General features: G+C 45.6%; 18 protein-coding genes. 10 read left to right on the top strand and 8 right to left on the bottom strand.

Going from position 1 to position 20,083, the window contains the following annotated elements; translation table 11 throughout:
• Positions 1-208: 208 nt before the first annotated feature.
• Positions 209-2,281, top strand: a complete 2,073-nt coding sequence (locus EPH95_RS05710; protein WP_227004064.1) for a catalase — start codon at positions 209-211, stop codon at positions 2,279-2,281.
• Between the two features lie 63 nt (positions 2,282-2,344).
• Here EPH95_RS05710 and EPH95_RS05705 read toward each other — a convergent pair whose 3' ends face one another.
• A complete protein-coding gene (locus tag EPH95_RS05705; protein ID WP_142088086.1) occupies positions 2,345-2,458 on the bottom strand; it encodes a YjcZ family sporulation protein in 114 nt (37 codons plus the stop codon).
• 366 nt (positions 2,459-2,824) lie between these two features.
• Here EPH95_RS05705 and EPH95_RS05700 point away from each other — a divergent pair, with 366 nt between their 5' ends.
• The 4 genes from EPH95_RS05700 (at position 2,825) to EPH95_RS05685 (ending at position 7,803) form a co-directional block, all read left to right on the top strand.
• Positions 2,825-3,133, top strand: a complete 309-nt coding sequence (locus tag EPH95_RS05700) for a hypothetical protein (protein WP_142088084.1) — start codon at positions 2,825-2,827, stop codon at positions 3,131-3,133.
• Between the two features lie 118 nt (positions 3,134-3,251).
• Complete coding sequence (locus EPH95_RS05695; RefSeq protein ID WP_142088082.1) at positions 3,252-4,883, top strand: BCCT family transporter; 1,632 nt, start codon at positions 3,252-3,254, stop codon at positions 4,881-4,883.
• Positions 4,884-5,044: 161 nt separating this feature from the next.
• Positions 5,045-6,211: a CaiB/BaiF CoA transferase family protein gene (locus EPH95_RS05690; protein WP_227004063.1), complete on the top strand. Its 1,167-nt coding sequence runs from the start codon at positions 5,045-5,047 to the stop codon at positions 6,209-6,211.
• Complete coding sequence (locus EPH95_RS05685) at positions 6,208-7,803, top strand: long-chain fatty acid--CoA ligase (RefSeq protein ID WP_142088080.1); 1,596 nt, start codon at positions 6,208-6,210, stop codon at positions 7,801-7,803. Before EPH95_RS05690 ends, EPH95_RS05685 begins: the two co-directional genes overlap by 4 nt.
• 252 nt (positions 7,804-8,055) lie before the next feature.
• Here the strand turns inward: EPH95_RS05685 and EPH95_RS05680 are convergent, their stop codons facing one another.
• From EPH95_RS05680 to EPH95_RS05670, 3 genes are all read right to left on the bottom strand, one after another.
• A complete protein-coding gene (locus EPH95_RS05680; RefSeq protein WP_142088078.1) occupies positions 8,056-9,201 on the bottom strand; it encodes a M14 family metallopeptidase in 1,146 nt (381 codons plus the stop codon).
• A gap of 85 nt (positions 9,202-9,286) precedes the next feature.
• Entirely contained in the window at positions 9,287-10,729 is a 1,443-nt protein-coding gene (cls, locus tag EPH95_RS05675) for a cardiolipin synthase (protein ID WP_160141637.1), read from the bottom strand.
• 270 nt (positions 10,730-10,999) lie between these two features.
• The gene (locus EPH95_RS05670) at positions 11,000-11,254 is read right to left on the bottom strand and encodes a hypothetical protein (RefSeq protein ID WP_142088073.1); all 255 of its coding nucleotides are present in this window, start codon (positions 11,252-11,254) and stop codon (positions 11,000-11,002) included.
• A 161-nt stretch (positions 11,255-11,415) separates the two neighbouring features.
• On the opposite strand from EPH95_RS05670, the gene EPH95_RS05665 reads away from it, so the two are divergent.
• Positions 11,416-12,186: a gluconate 2-dehydrogenase subunit 3 family protein gene (locus EPH95_RS05665; RefSeq protein ID WP_142088071.1), complete on the top strand. Its 771-nt coding sequence runs from the start codon at positions 11,416-11,418 to the stop codon at positions 12,184-12,186.
• Positions 12,187-12,254: 68 nt separating this feature from the next.
• Here the strand turns inward: EPH95_RS05665 and EPH95_RS18695 are convergent, their stop codons facing one another.
• Entirely contained in the window at positions 12,255-12,497 is a 243-nt protein-coding gene (locus tag EPH95_RS18695; protein WP_160141636.1) for a DNA primase, read from the bottom strand.
• A 249-nt stretch (positions 12,498-12,746) separates the two neighbouring features.
• Complete coding sequence (locus EPH95_RS05655; protein WP_142088066.1) at positions 12,747-13,319, bottom strand: NADPH-dependent FMN reductase; 573 nt, start codon at positions 13,317-13,319, stop codon at positions 12,747-12,749.
• Positions 13,320-13,488: 169 nt separating this feature from the next.
• Here EPH95_RS05655 and EPH95_RS05650 point away from each other — a divergent pair, with 169 nt between their 5' ends.
• A complete protein-coding gene (locus tag EPH95_RS05650) occupies positions 13,489-15,243 on the top strand; it encodes a GMC family oxidoreductase (RefSeq protein WP_142088064.1) in 1,755 nt (584 codons plus the stop codon).
• Positions 15,244-15,343: 100 nt separating this feature from the next.
• Positions 15,344-15,544, top strand: coding sequence for a C4-dicarboxylate ABC transporter (locus EPH95_RS05645; protein WP_142088062.1), 201 nt, complete (start codon positions 15,344-15,346; stop codon positions 15,542-15,544).
• A gap of 34 nt (positions 15,545-15,578) precedes the next feature.
• Here the strand turns inward: EPH95_RS05645 and EPH95_RS18690 are convergent, their stop codons facing one another.
• A complete protein-coding gene (locus EPH95_RS18690; protein WP_227004062.1) occupies positions 15,579-15,782 on the bottom strand; it encodes a hypothetical protein in 204 nt (67 codons plus the stop codon).
• A 589-nt stretch (positions 15,783-16,371) separates the two neighbouring features.
• Here EPH95_RS18690 and EPH95_RS05640 point away from each other — a divergent pair.
• A complete protein-coding gene (locus EPH95_RS05640) occupies positions 16,372-16,860 on the top strand; it encodes a LysM peptidoglycan-binding domain-containing protein (RefSeq protein ID WP_142088059.1) in 489 nt (162 codons plus the stop codon).
• A gap of 590 nt (positions 16,861-17,450) precedes the next feature.
• On the opposite strand, the gene EPH95_RS05635 is transcribed toward EPH95_RS05640, so the two are convergent.
• The gene (locus tag EPH95_RS05635; RefSeq protein WP_142088057.1) at positions 17,451-18,431 is read right to left on the bottom strand and encodes a S8 family peptidase; all 981 of its coding nucleotides are present in this window, start codon (positions 18,429-18,431) and stop codon (positions 17,451-17,453) included.
• A gap of 396 nt (positions 18,432-18,827) precedes the next feature.
• On the opposite strand from EPH95_RS05635, the gene EPH95_RS05630 reads away from it, so the two are divergent.
• Complete coding sequence (locus EPH95_RS05630) at positions 18,828-20,039, top strand: S8 family peptidase (RefSeq protein WP_142088054.1); 1,212 nt, start codon at positions 18,828-18,830, stop codon at positions 20,037-20,039.
• Positions 20,040-20,083 lie beyond the last annotated feature (44 nt).

Raw genomic sequence — 20,083 nt, 5'->3', positions numbered from 1 at the left:
GTAGGAAGTGCCGCACGTACACTGAGAGACAGTCTTTAGTTGTGGTCGAACCACAGGAGAGAAAAGAATTGTCCCAAATGATCCTATGATCATTATCTAGAAATATCTAGAGACATCCAAGGAAAAACCATATGAATCTACAAAATATCTTGTGGAATTTGCCCAAGATTTGAAGGGCTTAAACTTACTATACGAGGAGTGTGTCAATGTGACGGAGAAAAAAAACATCAATGAAGAAGAAGAAAATTTTAGCGAAAACAGCAAGAATGAACAGCTGGAAGCGTATCGAAGTTATGATAATCGAGACAAGCCACTGACGACCAATCAAGGGCTCAAAATGAGCGAGGATGAATTTTCGTTAACAGCGGGAGAGCGCGGGCCGACCCTGATGGAGGATTTTCATTTTCGGGAAAAGATGACGCATTTCGATAATGAGCGCATACCGGAACGGGTCGTGCACGCCCGCGGTTTTGCCGCCCATGGTGAATTTGAAGTCTACGAATCGATGAAGCCGTTTACGAAGGCAAAGTTTCTACAGGATCCAAGTGTGAAAACACCGGTATTTGTAAGATTTTCCACTGTTGTCGGCAATCGCGGCTCGAAGGACACCCCTCGGGATGTCCGCGGCTTTGCGACGAAATTTTACACAGAAGAAGGTAACTACGATTTGGTCGCAAATAATATGCCGGTTTTTTTTATTCAGGATGGGATTAAATTTCCTGATATCGTTCACGCGATTAAACCGGAACCCGATAATGAAATCCCCCAGGCGACCGCTGCCCACGATACGTTTTGGGATTGGGTGACACAAAATCAGGAAACCACCCATATGATTATGTGGCTCATGAGCGATCGCGCGTTACCGAGAAGTTTTCGCATGATGGAAGGGTTCGGGGTGAATACATTCCGCCTCATCAACGAGGAAGGCCAAGCATTCTTTGTGAAATTCCATTGGAAGCCCATGTTGGGTGTCCATTCCCTTGCGTGGGAGGAGGCGGAAATCATCGGCGGTGCAGACCCTGATTTTAATCGCCGCGACTTGTGGGACAACATTAACATGGGCAATCCTGCGGAGTTTGAACTTGGGATGCAGATCATTGATGAAAAAGACGAGTTCAAATTTGATTTTGATGTCTTGGATGGCACGAAGCTTTGGCCGGAAGAAGAGGTGCCGGTGCAAATCGTAGGAAAAATGACGTTAAACCGCAACGTAGATTATTTTTTTGGGGAGACGGAACAAGTGGCTTTTCATCCGGCGAATATCGTCCCGGGAATAGATTTTTCCAATGATCCTATGTTGCAAGGGCGGCTGTTTTCCTATTTGGACACCCAATTGATGCGTCTGAGCGGGCCAAACTTCCATGAGATCCCGATTAACCGCCCGGTTTGCCCGTTTTTCAATAACCAACGCGACGGCTTCCATCGACAGACGATCAATGTAGGAAAAGTCTCCTATAATAAGAATGCAATGGCTAATGGTTCTCCCTCCCCTGTCAGTGAAGAAAGTGGCGGATTCGCCCATCATCAGGAAAAGGTGGATGGCCATAAAATTCGCGCGCGCAGTGATAGCTTCAAGGATCATTTTTCGCAAGCAAAAATGTTCTGGAACAGCATGAGCGAACCGGAAAAACAGCACATCATTGATGCATTCCGATTCGAGATCGGCAAAGTGAAGAGCAAAGAATTGCAACAGAGGGTCGTTGACATGTTTGCCAATGTAGACGTGGACATGACCGCAGCCTTTGCCGAAACGATTGGCTGCACACCGCCAACATCCGGGGGATCAACGGAAACGAAGCAATCGCCGGCTCTCAGCCAAGCGAATACGACGAAAAGTGCGCAGACGCGTAAAGTGGCTATTATTGTCGCTGAAGGCTATGACGGCCAGAAAGTGGAAGCCGTGATGGACGGCTTGGCAGCAGCGGGCGTGGATCCAAGGGTTTTAAGTGATAAGCTAGGCCCTATCACGGGTGTCAACGACAGTAAAGTCGAGGCTAAGCATACATTTCAAACCGATGCTTCGGTCGTGTTTGATGCTGTCTATGTAGATGGGGGCAAAAATGCCGATGCTATGTTTGAAAGAGGCGCGACCAAATTTATGAGACAAGCATTTGAGCATTTCAAGCCAATTGCCGCCAGCAACGAAGGGTTACAATGGCTGAAATACGTAAACTTAGCGGATGGTCTCGGCGTCGTACAAGGGGACAATCATACGGATTTCGTACAACCGTTCATAGATGCGATTGCAGCCCATCGGTTTTGGGAGCGAAAATTGGTATAGCTAAGAACCCATGGGAAAGCTCCCGCTTGGTAAGCGGGAGCTTTTTGCTGACAGAAACAGTGATTAGCAATAACCATACCCGCCGAATCCTTTTCCTCCGCCAAACGAGGTTCCTACAATGATCAGAAGGATGAACAGCACAACAATTAGCGCAAATCCTCCGCCTGCTCCGTACATGATAATCCCCCTTTCAACAGGTTTCAGTACTAATGTATGATGGAGACTGAGATAGTGAAAGGGCAGTTGAACCATATAGAATAAAATAAAAAAGGCACTTATTCATCATGTGGTCTAGGTTTGACGCGCTTTGAGTGATCAAACGCATCGAAAAGAAATTGAGAAATGCGCCTATGGGGAATAACGCAAAAAGGGTCGATTAGCCGGACTTCCCTAAGCAACCTTATCTAGTAAAGCGTTCACTTTGGGTTGCAGAGGTGGCTGAAGTTTGCCCCGGTTCGGATATTCTCCGCGCTTTTATCAAGGATTTTTTCCGTATAACGCTACGAAAGCCAAGGCCGTGTGAATGAAAGAGGAGGAACTGCAGTGGGAAAAAACCGCAATTGGTTTTTAGGCGGATGCGTCACATGGCTACTCATTCTCGTACCTGCATTGGTTACCCAAGAGATGACCCTCATGTATACAATTTCCGGTTGGATAGCGATGGTGGGGATTGTTATCCTGGGTTTCGTGAGCATCATCACCATTCGAGATGAACACCAACATAAAAAAAAGATGGGCGGGCATTATAAGGAAACTGCCAAGGAAGGAAGCGGCATAAGTGTTAAATTATTTCTATTCCTCTTGCCGCATATGGTTTCCAGCAGTGTTCTTATTTATATGATATATTTGTAAATCTTGCAACATAAAGTGGTTTATTTCGACAAAAATTGGGTACATATCCTTGAAGGTTCTTAATCGAATCGTTATACTAGGATGAGTTTTCGTCATACTAAAACCAGGAGGTCTTAGGATGAAAAGTAGGAAGTTAAGCATCGTGTTTTGGGTGTCATTAATCATTGCAGCCGTCTTTATTGCATGGGGTACCTTTTTTCCCGAGAATGTTGAGACGATACTTGGAGCTATCGATGGCTTTATAGCTACCAACCTTGGTTGGTTTTATATGTTGGTCATGACGTTCTTTGTCCTTTTTGCCATCTTTATGGTTGTTACCCCGTTTGGAAGGATTAAACTCGGAAGGCCGGATGAGAAACCGGAATACAGTTATTTTACGTGGTTTGCCTTTCTTTTCACCGCGGGGATGGGCGTTGGCTTGGTATTCTTCGGTGTTACCGAACCATTGACGCATTACCACAATCCGCCATCGGAGGATCCTGGTTCGATGGCAGCTGCAGAGGAATCGCTACAACATACGATATTCCATTGGGGATTTCATCCGTGGGCTGTATATGCCGTTGTTGGTCTGGCCCTTGCTTATTTTAAATTCAGGCATCATTCTCCTATACTTATGAGTTCTGCACTGACCCCGCTATTGGGAGAGCGGGCCAAGGGGCCGCTGGGACATAGTGTTGATGTTTTGGCCGTTTTTGGCACTATCTTCGGGATCGCCACGTCCCTGGGTTTGGGCGCGACACAGATAACTGCTGGTTTAAGTTTTAGCTTTGAAGCAATAGACAACAATATATTTACGCAGTTACTCGTGGTCCTGATCATCACCGTGGCGTTTGTCACCTCGGCGGTCACCGGTGTCAATAAGGGGATCCGCTATTTAAGCTGGATGAACATCGTGGTCGCGATTGGCCTGATGGTATTTGTATTTGTGCTCGGATCATCGGTGCAGATGATTGATTCGTTTATGACAACAACAGGGAATTATTTACAAAATATCCCCAGCATGACGTTTGATATGAATGCCTTTACCGGTGAACGGGATTTTCTCAATGATTGGACGCTCTTTTATTGGGCTTGGTGGATTGGCTGGTCAGCGTTCGTTGGCAGCTTTATTGCTCGGGTATCTAGAGGAAGAACGATCCGGGAATTTGTCATCGGAGTTGTAACCGTTCCTTTCTTGTTTAGCGCGATTTGGTTCGCTATTCTTGGCGTTGCCGGCATTGAGACCGATAATGCGGTGGGAGGCGCGTTATATGAGCTCGTACAAACGGAGGGCGATGAAGTTGCCCTATTTGCATTCTTGGAGAGCCTCCCGCTTGATGTCATTGTGATCGGTATAGCAGTGTTACTGATTGCCTCGTTTTTCGTGACGTCTGCCGATGCAGGTACATTCGTGCTCGGCATGCTTACGACCGGGGGGAGACTTAACCCATCCTTGCAGATTAAAGTCATTTGGGGCGCAATCCTTTCCGGTACAGCTGCTGTCTTGTTGTTTTCCGGCGGTCTGCAAGCCTTGGAGATGGCAATGCTCATTGCCGCATTTCCATTCGCGTTCGTGGTGATACTGCTTGCTATATCTCTCGTCAAAGCGTTAAGCAACGAGTACGACATTTTACGTTTGGAAAGCAAACAGCAAGAGTTTGAGCCTGACTATCAGGAAGAATCCAAACGTGAACTAGAGGAAAAACGCGAAGAATTCGAGCAATCGCTCCCTGATGAAGACGTTGATATTGAAGGCGAAGAAAAACAATGACGAAATCGTAAATGATACAGTCCGTTATCGGGCTGTATTTTTTTGGCAGGATAAGAAGGTATAAGCCCCTTCGTGCTTGTCCATTCACCCGCAAACTGCTACGATAATAAAAAAGGATGTGATAGCGCTTCCATAATAATCAAGAAAAAGGGGAGAAGCAAATGGCAATGACGCTCAGCGGGATTCGAGTCCTCGATCTCACTCGTCTTTTACCGGGACCATACGCGACGATGATGCTTGCTGATTATGGCGCAGAGGTCATTAAAATCGAAGAAACACAAATTGGCGATTACGCCCGTGCGATGCCGCCGAAAATTGACGAAAACGGAGCGCTTTTTCATTCTTTGAACCGCAACAAAAAAAGCATCACCCTCAATTTAAAAGAGGAAGAAGAAAAAGAGGCTTTTCTGCAACTGGTTGAAACCGCTGATGTCGTAGTCGAGTCCTTTCGGCCACAGGTGATGAAAAAGTTAGAGCTCGACTATGAAACATTGAAAGAAATCAATCCCGGCCTTATCTATTGCGCGGTTACCGGGTACGGGCAAACCGGACCGTACGCCGATAAATCCGGCCATGACATTAATTATTTGAGTTATGCGGGCATTCTTCATTTAATGGGGGAAACAAACGAAAAACCGGCCGTCCCGGCTGTCCAAATTGCCGATATTGGCGGAGGCGCTTTGCCTGCCGTAGTTGGCATTTTGCTCGCTTTATTGGAGAAAAAAGAAACAGGCCGCGGGCAAATGGTGGATGTTTCCATGTTGGACGGGATCATCGCTTGGTTGCAAACGATTCTTCCGGAATATTTCGTTCGTCAAAAGCCTGTTCAAAAAGAAGAGTTGCCCCTCGCCGGAAGAAATGCCTGTTATGAAGTGTATGAAACGAAGGATGGACGTTGGTTGTCGGTCGGAGCACTGGAACCGAAATTTTGGAAAACATTTTGCGAGACGATCGGAAAAGAAGCATTGATTCCCCATATCAACGCTCCGATCGCGGAACAGCATCACATGAAAGCCGACGTTCAAGGGGTTATTTCTCAAAAAGAATTATCAGAGTGGATGGAAATTTTTGAAGACAAAGACGCTTGTGTCGCCCCGTTATGGACCATGGAGGAAGTGGGCAATGATCCTCAAGTGGAGGAAAGGGGGATGATACAAACCGTTAAACATCCGACGGCAGGAGAGGTAAAGCATATCGGTTTTCCCATTAAACTATCGAAAAGCCATCCCTCCATCCGGTCGACCGCACCAAAACTCGGGGAACATAAAGAGGAATTGTTGCAGGAGTTGAGGGATGAAAAAAATTTGGTAAAGGATGATGCCGAATGATGAACACACCATTAACAATCGCACCGATGTTGGAGCGGGCAGAGGCGTATTTTCCGAAAAAAGAAGTGGTTTCACGAACGTTGGACACCACGCACCGATTGACATATAAAGACATTGGCAAGCGAACACGCGCATTGTCGAGCGCCCTTGAAAAGTTAGGAGTGCAAAGAGGGGAACGCGTCGGATCTTTCGCGTGGAATCATCATCGTCATCTCGAAGCTTATTTTGGTGTTCCCGGCATGGGCGCAGTAGTGCACATGATCAATATTCGCCTTCCTGAAGAGCATCTCGTGCATGTGATTAACCATGCGGAAGACCGGGTGCTTCTCATCGACGAAGATTTGCTGCCTTTGATCGAACGGGTGAAAGATAAGCTTACGTCCGTTCATACGTACGTGGTGATGACCGACAAAGACACCCTTCCGGAAACGTCACTTGAGCCGCTGTATTCTTATGAAGCACTCCTCCATGACGGTGACGAAGCGTATGAATTTTTAAGGGATATCGATGAAAATGAACCGGCTGCCATGTGTTATACATCTGCAACGACGGGGTTGCCGAAAGGGGTCATGTATTCGCATCGCGGCATTGCTCTTCATACTTTATCTCTTGGGTTGGCCGACTCGGCCGGAGCCTCTGAGAACGATGTCAGCATGCCCGTTGTTCCCATGTTTCATGCGAATGCATGGGGGATGCCATTTTCATCGACGTGGTTTGGTTCAAAACAAGTGTTACCGGGTCCTTATTTTACCCCTAAATTATTGGCAGAATTAATTGAAGAGGAGCAAGTGACTATATCAGCGGGTGTTCCGACCATTTGGCTTGGGTTATTACAAGAATTAGAACAGGGAAATTATGATACAAGCAGTTTGAGGGCAGTTCTGTGTGGAGGATCCGCGGCACCTAAAGGCATGATTGAGACATTTGAAAAGAAACATGATATTCGCTTTGTTCATGCATACGGCCTGACAGAGACCACCCCTCTCGTCACCCTCGCTCGGATTAAAAGCCACCAACACGATCTCTCGCAAGAAGATCAGTTGGATATTCGCTCCACCCAAGGAATGGTTGTGCCGGGGATTGATATCAAAGTGATCAATGAGAATGGTGAAGTGAACTGGAACGGCGAGGATATGGGTGAATTGCTCATCCGTGGTCCATGGATTGCCGATGAATATTACAACGATGAACGAACCACGGAAGCCTTTAAAGATGGCTGGTTTCATACTGGGGATGTCGTAACCATTGATGAAGAAGGAAACCTGCGAATTGTCGACCGCACGAAAGACTTGATCAAAAGTGGCGGCGAATGGATATCATCTGTGGATTTGGAGAACGCGATTATGGCACATGATGCAGTACAGGAAGCGGCCGTGGTTGCCGTCGCCGATCCGAAATGGCAGGAACGCCCGGTGGCCTGTGTCGTGTTAAAAGACAGCCATCGTGCATCGAAGGACGACATTATTGACTTTCTCCGGCCCCAGTTTGCCAAATGGTGGCTCCCCGATGATGTCATGTTTTTGGAGGAGATTCCGAAAACATCAGTAGGGAAATTTTTAAAGAGAGCCTTACGGGAAAAAGTAAAACAATAAAAGAAGGAGAAAGGCAGGGCTTCATAGGCTCTGCTTTTTTCGCGAAACTTTTTCAAAACGATCGTGTTTTGTTGCACTTGCGGACTAATATTGACCCCGAGCAACGCAATCAGTCCGCAAAACATGATTCTGAGGACTAATCTGGTACTGAGCATGGGTTTTTACTTTTCATGCCATGGTAATTTATCATTAGAAACTCTCGATAATGTTTATGCTGGCAGGGGATTTCTGTCCGTTAATAACCTTCAGCGCCTACTTTACAAGTGAAATGCCGCCTTCTTTCTCGAGAATAAGATCAATGGCACGGCGGCCTTTTTTTATTACGGCTTGTCGCCATCCCCTGTTGATAGGGTCAAACATTTCGCGGAAATCTTCTTTGATCCGGGCGCTGTCTTTTCCTTTTTTGGCCCCATACCAATACCACTGGTTTTCTTGAACGACAGTGGCCAACGCCTTGATTTGATCAACCTTACGGTTGCCGATCGTGCCGAATTCCAGGAGACAGGAGAAAATATATGGAGAAGAACTGTTTTTGGAAAAAACATCTTTGATGTATTCCGCATCTTCCCCTTTTATCCGGCGGATGTCTGTTTTCTGTACATCGTTGATTTCGCTGTCTTTTAAGCTTTTATGCAGTTCTTTTTCCTTGCGCGGATCAGCGTCCGGCACTTGTATCCAAAGGTCATTTGCAGGACCGAGACCAGTATGAATGTCAATGTGGATAACTTTTTGGTAGCCGCGGGTCCACTGCTCCATTCTTGATAAAAATTTATCTACCGGTTCTTCATACGTTTCTCCTCCATAAAAGATCCCCGTCGGATGGTTATACTGCCCCATTGTTGCTGCTTCCTCCAAACCTGCCATTCCTTGGGAAAAAATACGCAGTGGGACTTTTCTATAAAATTTTCGTCTTTCTTTCTTCAAATCTGTGATAGAACCACTTGGAACGAATCGTTTTCGTTCCGCTTCGAATTTGTTGTTGAGATCATTTGAAATTCGTGACCAATCTTTGATGAAATTACGATTAAGGTCAACATTGTTTTCGCTCACACGCCGCCTATGCCGCATCCCCCATGGATTAACGGCGTGAACCAGGCGCAGGCCAACTGTATTGGGATTGAGTTGTGTCGTATAGTGGTCGATAAAAAAATCAAGCAAGGCGGCTCCCGCATACCCTTCTGCGCCGTGCACAGCTGTAGTGATTACGATCAGTGTTTGGGGATGATAGTGGGCGTCTGCTGCCAGAATATCAGTCGTGTTGTCATCATCACGTGAGCCGATTGAATCGGTTTCCAAGCGGGCACTCGGCCAAATTTTTTGCACTTCTTTCAAACGGTTCCGGAAATTAGCCCGTGACGTTTCATAGGTTTCCGAGAAATACTCCTCTGCCCCTTTCATCGAATCCCTCCCTTTCGACTTTGTTCTTCTATTTCCGTCATGAATAAAATGGTAAACGTAAAAATATCTGAGCTCCAGGTAAAGCCTATAATAACGGAGACAGCAACTGGGAGAAGTTTTCTTTCATACGAATCCAGTTAGAGCGTTGCTCGTACATATCAAGCGTGAGTTCGTGGCAATGGTTAAGATCATGCTGGAATGTTTTTTTCATGCGTAAAGCCATCGCTTCATCATACATAAATGTGTTGACCTCGAAGTTCAGGCTGACGCTTCTCTCATCCATATTTGTGGTTCCGAGGGTGCTTACTTGATCATCGACAACCATCGTTTTTGAGTGCAGAAACCCACGGTCATAAATATATACGGTGGCACCGGTTTTAATAAGTTCACCAATATAAAAGTACGTTGCCCAATAAATAAATGGGTGATCGGGTTTATTCGGAATCATAATTCTGACATCAATGCCACTTAAGATGGCAACACGCAAGTTGTCGAAAAGGCCGAGGTCGGGAATGAAATAAGGCGTTTGTATATAAATATAGTGCTTGGCTTTTTGGATCATTCGGACAAATCCATTCTTCACTTGATTTTGTTCGAGCCCCGGCCCGCTTGCCACAATTTGCATAGGGACACCTCTCCTTAAAGAGGAAGAGGCCGGCACTAGATAGTCGTGAAGATCAGAAGAAGTAAATTTTCTCCCTTTGTTCCAATCGGAAATGAATTGGTCATGGAGATGATGAACCGCACTTCCCGTAATACGCAGGTGAGAATCACGCCAATACCCTAATTTATTATTGTCACTTGTGTACTTATCGCCAATATTAAATCCACCCATGTAGGCGATGTCCCCATCAATAACCCCGAGTTTACGATGGTTACGGTGATTGAGGCTCCCGTACGAGAACATGGATCTCGGAGGGAAGAATCTCCTCACTCTGCCGCCGGCCTTGAGGTATTCGTTTAAATAGCGGTTTGTTAGCTTATAAGAACCGAGACCATCGGCAATCAGCATCACCTCTACGCCTTGTTCCGCTTTTTCAGTCAACAACCGGATGAAGCTTCCGCCCAAATCATCAGGATCAATGGAGAAATATTGTAGATGAATGTACTCACGCGCTGAACGGAGATCTGCAAATAAAGCTCCGAATTTCTCTTTGCCATCGGTTAACAAATCAACCGATTGAGCATACGTCAGTGGGGCATAGCTGTGGGTAAGATGCATATAAATTAAGCTTTCCACCCCCTCAAAACCCGGCGTATCTTGAGTCAGCGTCTGCTCTGCAAAGGCCTCCCGCTGATGATGAAGCAGCGCATTCGTTTTGAACAGGGCATTTTCATTCCAAGGGTTGTTCCTCAGTTCTCTTCCAAAGATAAAATAAAAAATCAACCCAATTACAGGCAAAAAAAGGAGAACCATCAGCCACGCCCACGTAGCTTGCGCACTTTTACGTTCTCGAAAAATGATAATAAAGCCAAGAAAGATATTTAAAATTAAAATACTAAGAATCAGCAACTCTGTCCAAGACATAAACGCATCTTCCCTTTCACTAAAACTATCCCCTCGAAACTTTCCATTTAAACTCAACGGAAAAGGAGAGTCGGAATATTTAGCAGCGGGGAGTTGCTGAGCAAGGGATGGAATATTATGTTTAGAACGGAATGATGCGTAAGAGGAAAAAGCGGGACAATCTTCGGTGCGCATTTAAAAGAAGGAGACGCCCGCTCAAAAAAGAGGGCCAAAACCAGACTGATGGGGCACTGCCAACGATCTGGTCTCAGGAAGAACCCCGAATGAGTGCTAAGCCCCATTATCTCGATTTTGTTTCACTTTTTTATTAATGACATCTTCTGGGGACTGTTCAGACACTCCGGCGCCGCCATGCCGGTCGTTTTCCATATTGATATCCTCCATGTCTTGCGGTTCGTCGCCTTCATTGTTTTGCATATCGTCGTTCATATCGCTGTCATCTACACCGCCACCCCCATTGCACGCGGCGATTAATGCGACGGTTAACATGCTGGATAAAGCGCCGTACAAGCCTTTTTTGCCCATGAGTAACGCCCTCCTTTTTCTCAGATACCTTCAGTTTTACCTGCATCTTTGATTTCATGTATCTTTTCAAAAAATTTTGGTTGTGATGTATGATTTTAACAAAACCACACATACTACAAATCAATCTACTTATAAAACCTTTAAAGCAGAGGAGTGAACATATGGCTGATAACAATAATACCGGCAACAACGCCGGCGGAGATTCAGGGATCAGTCGTCGTACATTTATCAAAAATACCGGTCTCGTCACCGGCGGTATTGTCGGCGGTGGGCTGCTTGGCGGTATCCTCGGAAATCAGTGGCAAACGCAAACGGATACCGGCGGGGCAACAGAGGAAGGGGAAGAAACGAATGATTTTGATGAAGCGCGAATGTTTTTCAGCCGCGACGCGGATTTTAACGTGTTAAGCGCGGCGACCGAGAGAATTTTCCCCGAAGATGATAATGGACCGGGAGCGATTGCTTTAGGTGCTCCATATTTTATTGATAAACAATTAGCTGGTCGGTGGGGTCTTAATGCAAAAGAATACATGCGCGGACCCTTTCAAGAGGGAGATTCGGAACAAGGGTATCAATCTGCCATGACAAGAAGCGAGATTTTCACGCAAGGTGTTCGTCGCATCAATGAAATCAGTGATGAACAATTCGAAGAAAATTTTGATGATCTGGAAGAAGAACAACAAAACGAGATTCTCAGCGCTTTTGACAGTGATGAAGTGGACATGGATGGCGTATCCTCGGCGATGTTTTTTTCCCTGCTCAGGCAAGCGACAATTGAAGGGGTTTACTCGGATCCCCTCTATGGAGGAAATAAAAACATGGACGGTTGGCGCATGAAAGAATACCCGGGCGCCCAGCCTGCGTACATTGACGTGATTGAAAGTGAAGAATTCGTGGAGATGGATCCTTTAAGTCTAAGGGATCACCATTAAGGCGTGCGAACGAAAGTACGGGAAAAAGCCTGTGAGTGTTTATATTCACAGGCTTTAAATGCTTTATGTTAATTGCTGTATATTTCTTCTTCATTATTTTGGTCATCCCCTGCATCTTCGGGGTCTTCATCAGGATCCGGTCCTTCATCCATCCCTTCGTCTTCGACATCTTCATCCAAATCATCGCCGCCCATGTCTTCCTCCGTATCTCCATTCATCCCGTCGTCTTCAGGCGCTCCGCCATTGCATGCGCCTAAAATACTGAATGCAAATATAGATGATAAAAAGACGTACAGCACTTTTTTATTCATTTTATTCAGCCTCCTTCCTTGCAAAATAATGCCCATAAAATAATTGTGCCCGTACGCATCCTTTCCCATGCGAAATAGAACATGAAGATGAATGGAAAAATGAGGGGGATGGCCGGGAATTTGCTCGCTTTGGCGGATCTAAACCCTAAACACCTACATAAAAAACGCCCGTTTTCGTAAAACGGACGAATTTTTTTATATCTATTTGATGCGTTCTTGACGCGTGTATGACATCGGACGGCTGTTTATTTATACCGTTACTTCCTGACGAATCGATTTTAATGCACGGCTCCAAGCTTGCACTTGATCAAGCATTTGGTTCGCGTTGTCTGCGTGGTACTCGGCCGGTTTGAACTCACTAAAGTTTTCAAAGTCGGTCATGATGGAAAAGTTAACAGTTGCACGTACATCAGCAACTTGCAGCTCGCCTAGAATGAGGCGCAGATTTTCGTGTGCGCGTACGCCGCCTAAACCGCCGTAACCGACCATCCCGGCAGCTTTATTGTTAAGTTCCGGGTTAAGATAGTCCAATGCATTTTTTAATGCACCGCCGACCGCGTGATTGTATTCCGGTACAACAAAAATGAAGCCATCAAAAGAAGCCATTTTTTCCGACCAGGCTTTCATTGCAGCGTTTGCTTCTTCCTGACCTGCTTCCGGAATCGCTGCGCCCAACATGGGAAGGTCGTAATCAAGAAGATCCACAATTTCATATTCGACATCATCATCGCGATCTTTGGCAAAATCGTAGATCCAATCAGTAACAGCTTCCCCGTTTCGACCTTGACGCACACTTCCGCTAATAATTCCTATTTTTAACACGACGGTTCCCCCTATATATCTTTAATATAAATATCTTGACATTAAGTAGAATACCATTGAGTTATAAAAAAAGCAAGCGTAATGCTCAAAAAAGAAAAATCATACATAAAATCCTTTTATTGTGAAACGCTACCAAAATAAATGAGGTTCTCAACTAAGGAGTGATACTATGCCAACAGAATTAGACCCGGTAGAAGTGCTTGTCGTCGGCAGCGGCTGGGCAGGCGGCATTGTCAGTGCAGAACTCGCCAAAGCCGGCCATGAAGTCGTTTGTTTGGAACGCGGCGAGGAAAAAGCAATTGAAGATTATATGCATGTGAAAGATGAACTGCGTTTCTCTACTCGATATGAGATGATGCAGGATTTATCAAAAGAAACGATTACTTCCCGACACCGAAGGGACATTACTGCCTTGCCCGTCAGAACACAAGATGACATGATGGTTGGCAATGACGAAGGAGGCGGGAGTGTTCACTGGTCCGGTGTTACCTTTCGGTTTTTGCCTTATGATTTTGAAATTTACAGCCAAACCGTTGAACAATACGGGGAGGATAAAATTCCGGAAGACATGACACTACAGGATTGGGGGATTACCTACGACGAATTGGAACCTTATTATGACCGTTATGAAAAAACCGCGGGGATCTCAGGGGAGCCCAACCCGGTAGGTCCGCCTCGATCAGATGATTATCCTAATCCACCCATGGTTGAGACCCCTAATATTCGTTTGTTTAAAGATGCAGCGGAGAATCTTGGCTATCATCCCTACATGCTGCCTTCGGCCAACATTACCGAGAACTATGAAAATCCGGATGGACAAACGATTGCCCAATGCCAATATTGTGCTTTTTGCAATGCGTATGGTTGTGATTATGGGGCAAAAGGCGACCCGATCGTAACTGTTTTGGCGACGGCGGAGGAGACCGGTAATTTTGAAATGAGGGCAAAATCTCATGTTCGTCGGGTCAATTATGATGGAGAACAAGCTACGGGTGTTGTTTATGTGGACACTACCTCGGGACAAGAATATGAACAACCGGCAGATGTAGTCGTGCTTGCAGGTTTTACATTTACGAACACACGGCTTTTGTTAATGTCTGATATTGGAACCCCTTATGATCCTGAGAATCAAGAAGGGGTGATCGGAAAAAATTTCACCGGCCATTTTCTCGACAAGTTAGCCGCGAATGCTTTTTTTGACAATGAAAAGTTTAATCTTTACATGGGAGCCGGAGCCTTGGGCGCAACGTTCGATGATTACGCCGGTGATAATATTGACCACACGGATCGCGATTTTCTCCATGGCGGCGAAGTTGAAATCAGACAGTACGGGGAGCGGCCGATTGAAAGCAATCAAGTCCCCGAAGGAACGCCTAATTGGGGGCGTGAGTTCAAAGAAAAATCGTTATTTTATTTCAATCGGTACTTGCGCATCCAATTCCAGGTGGGTACGCTCCCGTGGTCCTTTAATTACCTGGATCTTGATCCTACCTATACGGATGTGTATGGAGACCCGCTTTTGCGTGTAACGAACGAGTATACCGATCAAGATAAAAACCTTATGGCTTTCGGTCTTGATATTTGCGAGGAAGTCGCCGAAGAAATGGGAGCAGACATCGTTGACCGGGAAGAAATCCCCGAAGACTTTGATAATCATTATTCAGGGGGCCATTACGCGGGTGGTGCAATTATGGGCGATGACCCGGAAAGCTCAGCGGTCAATAATTATTTGCAAATGTGGGACGCTGAAAACTTGTTCGTGGTTGGCGCCTCTGCATTTCCTCATTTTGGAAATTATAACCCGACAGGCACCGTCGGGGCACTCGCATACCGAGCTGCCGAGGGTATTGAACAATATCTGGATAACGGCGGCGGAATGTTGGTGAAGGGGAACAACGTGAAAACTGATCAGCGGAAAGTGTAAAAAGAAGGTGTCGCTGCATGAAGGCAGGGACACCATTTTAATTTGAGGAATAGGGCGTGTGTTTGACTCTCATACTTAAGCATAAAAGGAGGGCTTTTCCATGAACGAAACCACGGGCCAATGGCTTGGCTGGATAGGGATTATAGCTGCTGTAATTGGCTTTTTCGCGGCGCCGATTTTTTGGGGGATTGTTGCTGTCGTTCTCGGTTTGATCGCCTTGGCAACGCCCCAGAAAGCATTAGCTTGGATCGCGATCGGACTTGGCGCCGTATCCTTAATTATCATACCCGTTCTTTTTTAAAAGTCCTCATCGGTTTATTGCCGTTGAGGTTTTTCTAATCCAGCTTGTATTGATTTGACAAAAAATTCTCTAATTGATCGGGATCGTTTTTCGATAAAAAACGGCGGCACTCCTTCATGTAAATCGTAATGGCTATGCTATACAACTCCATTTTGACTTTTTGCGGGCATTGGTGAACGCGTTTTTCTATCTCCCGGACGCTATCAAGTTTAAACATTTGCCATGGGTTTGTAGACATTTTTTTTCACAAAAAAAGCCCAAGGTCCAAGCGGCGCTTCTTTATGATAAAATGTTTCACTCGCACTATATATCCCCCAAGCCCCTCGTTAGTATTCGTTCCTTTTTGTATCATATCATCAGGCGCGTTGATTATCCAAATTTATCCGATAAAATAGCTTACACAAATATAACGTTTCGTGAAGTGAAGCCCTATTAAAGATGAAAAGGATGTTAAACATACCGTGTTTTGTTATTTGTGGACAAATTTGGTGTTCAGCTATTATTATGAGTCTTCTGAACGACACTTTGAGTCCGCAGGCCTTGTTCCTGAGAACTCATCTGATACTAAGCATTGGTTTCCGTTTCATACCGAAAGGTATTTCTATCATTAGAAACTTCCGATAGATAACATTTGCACAAGATGCCTTGGATTGATACGTGACCGAACATATAGGCCACCTATGTGAAGGTATTTTAAGGTAAATCAACGCGCCTGTCATATCATCTTCTCGTTATAGGTCCTAAAAACATATAAAAAATATACAAGCACGAAACAAGCCCACATTGCTTATGGTGGTAAAAGATTTTTATTTAGGGGGACGTTAAACATGCCGATCGTCAGAGGAACATATATCGTTTATACGGTTCAGCCAAACGATACGCTTTTCACAATCGCGAACCGTTTGGGAAGCAATGTGCCGGGTCTGTCGCAAATCAACGGAATTTTTCCGCCATTTCTAGAACCGGAAGGCATTTATCCGGGACAATGGTTGATCGCGCCGGTACCGGATTCAATCTATGCACAAAGCCGCGTGTTGTATGTCGTGCAGCCCGGCGATAGCTTGTATGGAATTGCTCAAGATTTTTCAATCCCGGCCCAAAACCTTATCAATGCCAATCCCCAGTTGGAAGCCTTGCAACCCTTCCAGCTGATCGAAGTTCCGGTCAATGTGTTCGCGGTCAGTACCGGAGATTCTTTATTTAGTATTAGTCAATCTCTCGGGGCCTCTCCACAGACGATAATACAGATGAATCAACGGCGACCCGGTTTTTCCCCTTCTGTCCTGCCTCCCGGATATGGATTGCTCGTGCCATAATCAACGTGCCGATGCTTCCTTGTGAAGCAGGTCATCACCGAACTAGTGGATATTATGTACAAACAGGGCTACCCTTTTGAGACAGCCCTGTTTGATAATTTTAAAAATAAGGCTTTTCATCCAATCGAAATACATTCATTAGATGGTTGGATAAGTCGTTGATTTGGTTCTCCGTCAGAAATGGTCTGCATTCATTGAGATAGTCCTCAATGACGTCCACAGTCGGATGTCCTGTTTGAGTTGACCTAACCTCGATTTCTTTGACGCTATCTCTGATGAACCATAGCCAGGGGTAACTAGTGGTTCTTTTGTTCCGAAAAAAGCTGGATGTCCCCTCATTTCTTCCCCGATTTACACCTTTAGGGAAATGTTTTTGGAGAAAATGTCTTGCACTCATGATCATTCCTTTCGATAATCAGTCTTTCTATTCTTTAGAACGGCAAAAAACGTTAACGAACATGGGGGCCTACATCCCAAAAATAACTCCGTATCACTGCCAACTGCCAAAGTGGTACGGAGTTAAAAAAGCGGGGGGTTGAAAATGGACACCCTGCCTCTACATATTCTCTGCCATGTGTGCTGACTATTTGCTAACGCCTAAGAGGAGATTCCTCGTTTTGCTCAAGCAACCATTCCGTGCTTCTTTCTACCAACCCAAGGGTTAAAAAGCCATTGCCTTCCGCTTGATTCGAATGACCAATGGGGGTTGTCCGCCGAATTAACTGCGCATAGATTTCAGCTTCTGAAAGGGAACGTTCAAAATCCCGTTCAGCTATGTTGATCAGCATAGCAATCCCTCCCGCGACATGGGGTGTAGACATGGAGGTTCCTGTTAATTCGGCATACTCGCCATTGTTATACGTAGATAAAATGTTTACACCAGGGGCAACGAGGTCAACCTCATCATTCGTATTCGTAAATGTAGTGGTTTCCAAATCAAAGTTTACGGCTCCTACGGAAATCGTTTCGTTATAAGCAGCGGGGTATGCAAACTCATCTGTGCTCTCCTCGCCATCCCCTTCATTTCCTGCTGCGCACACAACAGAAACCTCCTGCTCAACCGCATATTGTATGACGTCATGAAGTTGTTCAATATCTTCAGGGCTTCCGAGCGACATCGTTATGACACGAATGCTTTCTTCATTTGGCCCTCTCCAATCGACCGCGTAACGAACAGCTTCAATGATCCATTCCATCTGCCCGCTGCCATCCCCGCTTAAAGCTTTTAAAATAAACAGATCTGCTTGAGGCGCAACACCTAAAACGCCATTTCCGGTCTTTGAAGCAGCCACCGTCCCGGCTACATGTGTCCCATGTCCGTTATTATCCGAATAATTAGCTTCATCTCCATGGTAATCGGTCGTAAAGTTTCTTCCCCCAATAATTCTTTCTTGCAAATCAGGGTGATCCATCTGACAACCCGTGTCAATGACCGCTATGACCTGTCCTGCCCCTTTTTCTTCAGCTTCCCACAACATCGGAGCCTCTACCATTTCAATCCCTTTCGGAACTTCGGATGACGTAGTCACAACTTTTTCACGTTTAAATGGAATGAGCCGGGCTTTTTTCATTATTAACGCCTCCCTCGTAAATTGAGTTATGGAATATATTCCCATTTTCCCTCCGGTTAAAACATTAAAATTAGAAAAATTATAAATTTCTTTAGCTGTAAAACATCACTTGTACCGCGCGGGGCTAGTGTAGGGTGCTTGAATTCTTTACTCACCTCGATTGGCTCACCAAGGCGTTTCGCTTTGACGTTTCTAGAATAGACCGTTAAATCATCATTATGAACGGATTATGAAGCCATTCTGCACTAGAGGGAGCGGGATGCTCATATGTCGATCGTTTTTTAGTCAGACAACTTTTTTTAAACCTATTTATCCGAGGATGTAAACAAATACCGCTCCAACAGTGAATGACCAAGCATAACGTGCGATTGAAACTGGCAAAAGGAGGAAAAATATATGTTCAGTTATTCTACTAGGAATGTCGCGCGTTTGTCTTTGATCGATAGCTATTTAAGGCAGGAACTAGTCGGAGCGGGAAAGCCTCAATCCCATGCATTATCCTCCGGAATTTTCCCTGTTATGGTTCAATTTCAACCGGGGACTTCCTGCTTCAACAATGGTGTTAACCATTTGAAAAGCATCGTAAACAACTATGCACATTGTAAAATGAACCAATCGTTGCCGCGTTTTTCGTTACAAGGCGGAAATCTAACAGCTACAGCCCTTGAAGATCTTTGTGCAAACTGCGGAGATGTCAAAAAAATTTATCTCGATCGCGAATTTAGTGTTTTACTAGACACGGCCACCGAAACTACTCGAGCCATTGAGCTCCAAGAAGAAGACGCCACAGGTGAAGGGGTGACGGTTGCTGTTCTTGATACCGGTGTCCATCCAAGCCCGGATCTCATGGAACCTGAAGAGCGAATTATCGCATTTAAGGATTTTATTGATGACCAAGAAGAACCTTATGATGATAATGGCCACGGGACCCATTGTGCCGGCGATGTGGCCGGGAACGGGCAGCAATCAGATGGCGAATATGCCGGACCTGCACCGAATGCAAATATTGTAGGGGTGAAGGTGCTGGACATGAGGGGGGCCGGTTCCTTATCCAATATAATAGCTGGCGTTGATTGGTGCATGGAAAACCAAGAGGCATACGACATTCAAATTTTATCTTTATCGTTAGGGAGCCCGGCCATGGATCCTGAAGATGACGATCCGCTCGTGCAAGCAGTCAATCAAGCTTGGGACGCGGGAATGGTTGTATGTGCCGCTGCAGGGAATGAAGGGCCAAGTGAAGAGACCATTGCTTCACCAGGGATCAGCCAAAAAATCATTACTGTAGGGGCTTTGGATGAACAAGGTACGCCTGATCGCTCCGATGATGATGTGGCGGAATTCTCGAGCCGTGGTCCAACCATTGATGGCCACACGAAACCTGATATGCTCGCCCCAGGGGTAGATATTGTTTCTCTTCGTGCTCCTGATGCATTCCTTGATCAAATGTCCAAGGATGACCAATTGGACGACACCTATATCGCGATGTCAGGGACGTCCATGGCTACTCCGATTTGTGCAGGGGTTTGTGCTCAATTGTTAGAAAAAAATCCTGAGTTAGAGCCAGATGAATTGAAGGAACAATTACGCGAGGGGCAGAAGATTTAGGCCTTGAGGCTAACATTCAAGGAGAAGGATCAATAGATGCTATG

It is taken from the genome of Salicibibacter halophilus (assembly GCF_006740705.1).
GTDB classification, from domain to species: Bacteria; Bacillota; Bacilli; order Bacillales; family Marinococcaceae; genus Salicibibacter; species Salicibibacter halophilus.
The sequence above is the reverse complement of the archived record's forward strand: the minus strand, read 5'-3'. Positions and strand labels throughout refer to the sequence as shown.

What these genes read in the sequence shown, in the direction of transcription:
- EPH95_RS05705 (WP_142088086.1), bottom strand. Translation starts at nt 2,458, where the DNA reads ATGTACGGAGCAGGCGGAGGATTTGCGCTAATTGTTGTGCTGTTCATC.
- EPH95_RS05695 (WP_142088082.1), top strand. Translation starts at nt 3,252, where the DNA reads ATGAAAAGTAGGAAGTTAAGCATCGTGTTTTGGGTGTCATTAATCATT.
- EPH95_RS05690 (WP_227004063.1), top strand. Translation starts at nt 5,045, where the DNA reads ATGGCAATGACGCTCAGCGGGATTCGAGTCCTCGATCTCACTCGTCTT.
- EPH95_RS05685 (WP_142088080.1), top strand. Translation starts at nt 6,208, where the DNA reads ATGATGAACACACCATTAACAATCGCACCGATGTTGGAGCGGGCAGAG.
- EPH95_RS05680 (WP_142088078.1), bottom strand. Translation starts at nt 9,201, where the DNA reads ATGAAAGGGGCAGAGGAGTATTTCTCGGAAACCTATGAAACGTCACGG.
- cls (WP_160141637.1), bottom strand. Translation starts at nt 10,729, where the DNA reads ATGTCTTGGACAGAGTTGCTGATTCTTAGTATTTTAATTTTAAATATC.
- EPH95_RS05670 (WP_142088073.1), bottom strand. Translation starts at nt 11,254, where the DNA reads ATGGGCAAAAAAGGCTTGTACGGCGCTTTATCCAGCATGTTAACCGTC.
- EPH95_RS05665 (WP_142088071.1), top strand. Translation starts at nt 11,416, where the DNA reads ATGGCTGATAACAATAATACCGGCAACAACGCCGGCGGAGATTCAGGG.
- EPH95_RS18695 (WP_160141636.1), bottom strand. Translation starts at nt 12,497, where the DNA reads ATGAATAAAAAAGTGCTGTACGTCTTTTTATCATCTATATTTGCATTC.
- EPH95_RS05650 (WP_142088064.1), top strand. Translation starts at nt 13,489, where the DNA reads ATGCCAACAGAATTAGACCCGGTAGAAGTGCTTGTCGTCGGCAGCGGC.
- EPH95_RS05645 (WP_142088062.1), top strand. Translation starts at nt 15,344, where the DNA reads ATGAACGAAACCACGGGCCAATGGCTTGGCTGGATAGGGATTATAGCT.
- EPH95_RS18690 (WP_227004062.1), bottom strand. Translation starts at nt 15,782, where the DNA reads ATGTCTACAAACCCATGGCAAATGTTTAAACTTGATAGCGTCCGGGAG.
- EPH95_RS05640 (WP_142088059.1), top strand. Translation starts at nt 16,372, where the DNA reads ATGCCGATCGTCAGAGGAACATATATCGTTTATACGGTTCAGCCAAAC.
- EPH95_RS05635 (WP_142088057.1), bottom strand. Translation starts at nt 18,431, where the DNA reads ATGAAAAAAGCCCGGCTCATTCCATTTAAACGTGAAAAAGTTGTGACT.
- EPH95_RS05630 (WP_142088054.1), top strand. Translation starts at nt 18,828, where the DNA reads ATGTTCAGTTATTCTACTAGGAATGTCGCGCGTTTGTCTTTGATCGAT.